Here is a 4,256-nt window from a genome sequence, read left to right as displayed (position 1 = left end):
GAGACTAGTGGGATAGGAGATGTGTATAAGAGAAAAGTATATGGATATAATAATAAAAACTTAGGCGATGATTTAATGTTCGCGTCAATTATAAATAACACAAACTACGAACGTTATTTCTTTTATGGTAACCAAACGCAACCAGAGTTCGTTTCAAAAAAAGTTGAGTTTATTAAGTATGGCCGCGCTCTCCCATTAAGATGGAAGTTTAAAGCTGACTTCGCTGTCATTGGTGGGAGCGTAGTTATGGGTAAAGAAGATAAACATTTTAATATGATTCGACAAAAGGTTCGTTTTTGCATATTAAATAAAATTTTTGGAGGTCATAACTTTATAGTCGGTGCAAACCTAGGGCCCTACCGTGATAAAAGTGAGTATTTAGGTTATCTAAAAAGTCTAAATGCATGGGTCGATAAATGGTTGTTAAGGGACTCTTTTTCGCACTCCTTGATTGCTGAAACTGGTACAAAAAAAAGCATAAAAATGCCAGATATTGTGATGGGTTTTCCAGTAGACAAATATAAATCTATTAAGAGTGAAAAGTGCGTCTCAATTTCAGTCACTAAGGTAGAAAAGGACGGTAAAGGTAATATTTCATCAACACCATATATCGATGAAATAAAGCAATGGGTTAGTTTTTATATTGCTTTGGGTTACACAATCGAATTTGTTAGCTTTGAGGATTCTGTTGACTTAGAAGTAATTAATTTAATTTTAAATCGCGTCAATAATGAATACTTAGATAAGATTAAAGTGGTTAAATACAACAAAGATGATGTTCTAATTTCATTAGCTAAAGCTGAAATTGTGATTTCGACAAGATTCCATTCAATGGTATTGGCTGCTTTGCTTGATAAAAAACAAGTTATTTACTCTTATAGTGATAAGACGAGTAACTTCGCAAAGGATTATGGCTTCATCGTTCACCCTGTAACAGGCGTTATAGAGGGTAAGAACGCATATCAAACTACATTTGAGCAAAGTGATATTGACTTGGCAAAAAACTATCCAAAACTTTTAATGAGTAAATAATGAAAATTAGCGTTGTTATACCTTGTTACAATGGTGAAAAATTCATTAGAAGCGCCATTAACTCTATTAACAATCAAACTTTACAACCGTTTGAAATTGTAGTCGTTAATGATGGTTCAAAAGACGATTCTTTAACAGTACTTAATGAGTGTGAGAAAGTAAGTAAAGTCCCTTTAAAAATTATAGATCAAGAGAACGGTGGGGTGTCTTCTGCGCGAAATGTTGGTATAGCAGCCGCCGAGGGAAACTGGATAGCCTTTTTGGATGTAGACGATCTTTGGTACCCCAATAAACTAGCACTACAAGCATCTATAATTTCCAAATGCTCAGAAAAAGTAGGGTTAATTTGTACTGATTATCATATCGATTCTAAAGAGGATATTAACTCAAAGTATAACAATTCAAGACTAGTCTCTAAATTAGTTGATCGAGAAGTTGAAGGTGAAGAATTTCAATTAAACTTTATAGAGGAAAACTTTATTGGCACAGCCAGTGTGATGCTTTTTAATAAAAAGCTGGCGCAAAAGGTTGGCTGTTTTGATATTAGGTTTAACCACTCAGAAGACTTTGATTTTATTTTACGTTTTTCTCAATATGCATCTGTATACATGAAAAATAAGCCTTTGGTTTTAAAACAGCATCATGGTGACAACCTCACTGATGACCTTGCTTTGTATTACCACAGCCATGCAATCTCATTAAGAAAAAACATCGATTCAACAGGTAACTATTTTAGAAGCAACTTTAGTTCTCAAGTAATAAAAAGTATGAAGTTATCACATGATAAATTTTTAAAAGAATATTCAAATATATTGTTTGAAAGAAAACAGCTTTTAGGGATCAAAAGTTACCTTTTTGGAATGTTTAAAGTTTACACCTTTGAAGGCTTGCGGATCAATATTCTTGGCCTTGCTGGTAAGCTATTAAGAATGCTTTCTCTTAATTTGATTAAAAGAAAATAAAATAATTATTTATAAATCTCGCATCGGGAACTTGAGAATGAATTTACAAAAAGTCACTGTTTACATTACAACTTATAATCGCCTTGAGCTTTTAAAGCGTGCAGTGGAGTCTGTTTTAAATCAATCCTATCAAGATATTGAGATTATTGTTGCTGATGATGGTTCGACAGACGGTACTCACGCTTATTTAAAAGAGATGCAAGAACAAGGTTTATTACTGAGCACTATCAATGAAACCGGTAAGTCTAAAGGAGCATGTTATGGGCGAAATAAAGCGTTATCTTTAGCCACAGGTTATTTTATTACTGGTTTAGATGACGATGACTATTTTGAAAATTGGCGAATTGATAGTTTTGTTCAGTATTGGTTTAAATTAGAGCAAGAAAATACTAATGACATAGCAGGTTTGTTCGATGGTGTTTTAGAGGTTCGTGAAAATGGCGAATTTACGCATAATAATTCAGAATGTGTCGATTATGACATGCTTAGATCGCTCAATTACATTGGTAACCAAGTATTTACTAAAAGGGATTATTTTTTAAAAATAGATGGCTTTGATGAAAAAATGCCTGCTCTACAAGACTGGGATACGTGGATACGATTGGCTAAACAATATGGGATATTTAAAAATATAAAAAAGAATTCTTATATAATAGTTCAGAACCATGGCCTAGAACGGATCTCGGAAAAAAAAGCAAATAACATCAGAAAAGCTTTTGAACGCTTAAATTTAAAACATAAACCTTCAAACCTGAAAGAAAGATCATCTAGGATAGTAGCTATGTGTAACTATTCACAGATTAATGTAAAAGTAAGTGAGCTACTCATATTACTCATTACTTTTGAGTTTAGAGTTATATTACGCCGAATCAAGAAGGCATTAGAGCGTGTTTAAAAATAGGCTTTTTTTACATTCTCCAGCTCTATTTTTTATTTTATTTTTTAGAGCGTCACTAGACCCAGTTTTAGAGTTTACTAAAATTGGTGGTATTGGTTTGGGGGCACTGCTTAACCTTTTAGTGGTAGTGTTATTTTTTATTTGTTGTAAAAATAATAAGTTTGTTTTACCTAAGTCTTTCTTATATGTATGGGGGGCATTCATTTGCATAGGCTTGGCATCTATTATCGTGTCACCAGATAAAGTTCAGTCACTGCGCTCTTTTTTTTCAATCTTGACATATTGGGCAATGTTTTGTTTTGTCTACTTTTTTGTTAAAGATGATCGTGATTTAAAGTTCTTTTTAAGATTTACAATTTATAGCTCTATAGTTCCTTTTATCTTTGTGTTTTTTGAATTGTTATTTCCTGAGGGAAGTACTACCAGAAATGGATTTAGACTGTTCGGTAGCTTCTCTCACCCGAATATATTTGCTTTTTATTTGGTGTTAATTACTACACTTTGTTTTTTTTGTATAAAAACTAGACTTTTTATCTTTTCAAAACAATTTATTAGAAGAGTAAAAATCATTTTATTTATTAGTCTAATTTGCTTAGTGATGACTAAAACTAGAAGTGCATGGTTAGCATTAATTATAATGTTCTCCGTATATGCACTTTTAGTTGAAAGAAGGTACCTATTATATTTATTTTTATCATTATTAATACTTTTATTGATACCTGAAGTGCAAGATCGAGTATTGGATATTTTTTCAGGTTCTGGTGTAGATAGCTTAGATGTGGGCGAAAGTTTAAATTCTTATGAGTGGCGAAAAGTGGTTTGGTTTGCCTCTTGGGATTACATAGCAGAAAGACCATTTCTAGGCCACGGCTATGACACTTTTTCTTATTATTTTTTAGATTTTTTTCCATTAGAAGAAAGTAAAGGATTTGATGCACATAATGCATATGTACAAATCACCTTTGATATGGGGTTCTTAGGACTACTCGCTTATCTTCTAATCTTTACCTTTATTTTGAAGCGCCTCTTAATACAGTTTAAAAAGGATAAAAGAGGGACGTCAATTATTATTGGCTTAGTAATATCTTACTTAGTCGCTGGCTATTCAGACAATATGTTATTTTATCTATCCTATAACTGGTATTTTTGGGGCTTATTGGGTGGCTTCTTTTTTAAAAAAAATTCATGTAAAAGGGCGGTTATATGAATATTTCCAAGTTAGATATCTCAGTGTTATTAAGAGCAATATCGATATTTTCTATTGTTGCTGGTCATTTTCATTGGCTTGGCATAGCTGGCGGGGCTTATTATCTTATTTTTTTATCTGGTTTTAACTTTGTTCTTTTTACTGCAAAGAAAGCAAT

At 32.4% G+C, this 4,256-nt stretch carries 4 protein-coding genes; all 4 read left to right on the top strand.

Going from position 1 to position 4,256, the window contains the following annotated elements; translation table 11 throughout:
- Positions 1 to 1,032: polysaccharide pyruvyl transferase family protein (locus CXF64_RS09125; protein WP_232783794.1), on the top strand; the 1,032-nt coding region annotated here is incomplete at its 5' end.
- Positions 1,032 to 1,994, top strand: a complete 963-nt coding sequence (locus tag CXF64_RS09120; RefSeq protein ID WP_101216858.1) for a glycosyltransferase family 2 protein — start codon at positions 1,032 to 1,034, stop codon at positions 1,992 to 1,994. The genes CXF64_RS09125 and CXF64_RS09120, both read left to right, overlap by 1 nt.
- A 37-nt stretch (positions 1,995 to 2,031) precedes the next feature.
- The gene (locus CXF64_RS09115) at positions 2,032 to 2,889 is read left to right on the top strand and encodes a glycosyltransferase family 2 protein (protein ID WP_101216857.1); all 858 of its coding nucleotides are present in this window, start codon (positions 2,032 to 2,034) and stop codon (positions 2,887 to 2,889) included.
- Positions 2,882 to 4,099: an O-antigen ligase family protein gene (locus CXF64_RS09110; protein WP_101216856.1), complete on the top strand. Its 1,218-nt coding sequence runs from the start codon at positions 2,882 to 2,884 to the stop codon at positions 4,097 to 4,099. The genes CXF64_RS09115 and CXF64_RS09110 overlap by 8 nt, the downstream gene beginning before the upstream one ends.
- Positions 4,100 to 4,256: the final 157 nt, after the last annotated feature.

Source organism: Pseudoalteromonas sp. GutCa3 (genome assembly GCF_002836155.1).
GTDB classification, from domain to species: Bacteria; Pseudomonadota; Gammaproteobacteria; order Enterobacterales; family Alteromonadaceae; genus Pseudoalteromonas; species Pseudoalteromonas arctica.
Note: the sequence above shows the minus strand (reverse complement) of the source record. Positions and strands in the feature narration are given on the sequence as shown.